3 protein-coding genes are annotated in these 1,503 nt (G+C 35.3%); all 3 read left to right on the forward strand.

From position 1 onward, the window contains the following. Positions 1-35 precede the first annotated feature (35 nt). Positions 36-248, forward strand: a complete 213-nt coding sequence (locus tag GX497_10215; protein ID HHY73583.1) for a transcriptional regulator — start codon at positions 36-38, stop codon at positions 246-248. Positions 249-481: 233 nt separating this feature from the next. Further along, a complete protein-coding gene (locus GX497_10220; protein HHY73584.1) occupies positions 482-655 on the forward strand; it encodes a Zn-dependent hydrolase in 174 nt (57 codons plus the stop codon). Further along, positions 642-1,220 (forward strand): cell filamentation protein Fic, encoded by a 579-nt coding sequence (locus GX497_10225; protein ID HHY73585.1) that lies wholly within the window; start codon positions 642-644, stop codon positions 1,218-1,220. Before GX497_10220 ends, GX497_10225 begins: the two co-directional genes overlap by 14 nt. The last annotated feature ends 283 nt before the right edge of the window (positions 1,221-1,503 follow it).

The raw sequence follows: 1,503 nt of genomic DNA on the forward strand, positions 1-1,503 counted from the left end.
AAAGGTTGAAAATCATAAAAATAGGTGCGATCCATATGTTTTTTGAATTCAGAAATCGTAATCAAACAATTAAAACATTACGGAAAAACAGGGATTTTACAGCGCAAGAATTAGCTGTGAAACTGAAGGTAGATAACATTGATATTTTAAAAATAGATAATATGAAGTTAAAAGATGTTCCTGAACCATTGAAGTCAAAGCTATTGCCTGTTTTACGTGGGGATTACTTAGATAATGTACCGTGGTAAGAACGAGAAGCAAAGAGAATGAAATTATAAACAATGGATATATATATTGTGTGAAATAAAGACATGCGTTCAGATTGATGCTAGTATAAATTGAAAGACAGATCTAAGTTAAGTTAAAAAACTGACTATAATTAAAATGTAAGGATGTGTCCTTTATGGGTAACACAATGTGGCTAAAATCAAGGTGAAATTGTATAATATAGAAAAAGGGATTACTGGAAAGGGAATGAACGATGAAAGAGCTAAAAATGGAATCTAAAGAATTTATAAGAATCCTCCAAAACCTCCACCTAGAAAATATTACCCTTCGCCCATCTTTACAAAAAAGAGTGGTAGAGCTTGTCAATTCAGGAGTTTCCATAACACCAGCTATTATTAAGGATACTTTAAGCCGTGGAAAAGTATAACAATCAAGATAATGATGAATATCTGTTGGAAAATAACCTTTTAGGAATAAAGTCCTATGAAGAGTTGCTGGAAGCCGAAGCATTATCCTTCTCGCTTCGTGCAGCTGAATTAGAGCGACAAGGCTATAGACCAACTTTTTTTACTCTAGAGAATTTTAAAAAATTGCACAAACACCTGTTTCAAGATATTTATCCATTTGCTGGGGAGTTTCGGAATGTTCAATTAATGAAGGGGAGCACCCGATTCTGTCAAGTGAAATACCTTGATGAGTATGCAAAAGATTTGTTTTTAAAAATAAATGAGGAGCCGCATTGGCATTCATTGGAGGAAGCAGCTGGTCGTTTAGCTTTTTTCAAGTCTGAGCTTAATATGCTTCATCCTTTTCGTGAGGGAAATGGAAGAACGATACGAATTTTTATACATGCCTTTGCACTTTCTAAAGGGATAGAGTGGAATTATGAAACAATAAGTCGGGAAAAATATATGAAAGCAATGATGCAGTCCGTCCTCAATACCAAATTATTAACACAGCTTTTTATGGAAACTATCCACTACGTTGAGTAGTCTTTAAAGGAACACAGGGCGAAAGGGACACTGAACCTATTCCCGTGTCCCATGTGAAATTGTTGACCGTAGACCTGGGGATATTGCAGAGTGCTACGCTGACTTTTCAAATCAAAGCGGGAACTAGGCTGGACTGCAAAACGGGATATTATCGCTATGTGTCGGGATGCTTGGCGGTTTGAGGAGAATTATAAAGGTTGAAAATCATAAAAATAGGTGCGATCCATATGTTTTTTGAATTCAGAAATCGTAATCAAACAATTAAAACATTACGGAAAAACAG

Origin of the sequence: Bacillus sp. (in: firmicutes) (assembly GCA_012842745.1) — a bacterium.
In the GTDB taxonomy this organism is placed as follows: Bacteria; Bacillota; Bacilli; order Bacillales; family Bacillaceae_J; genus Schinkia.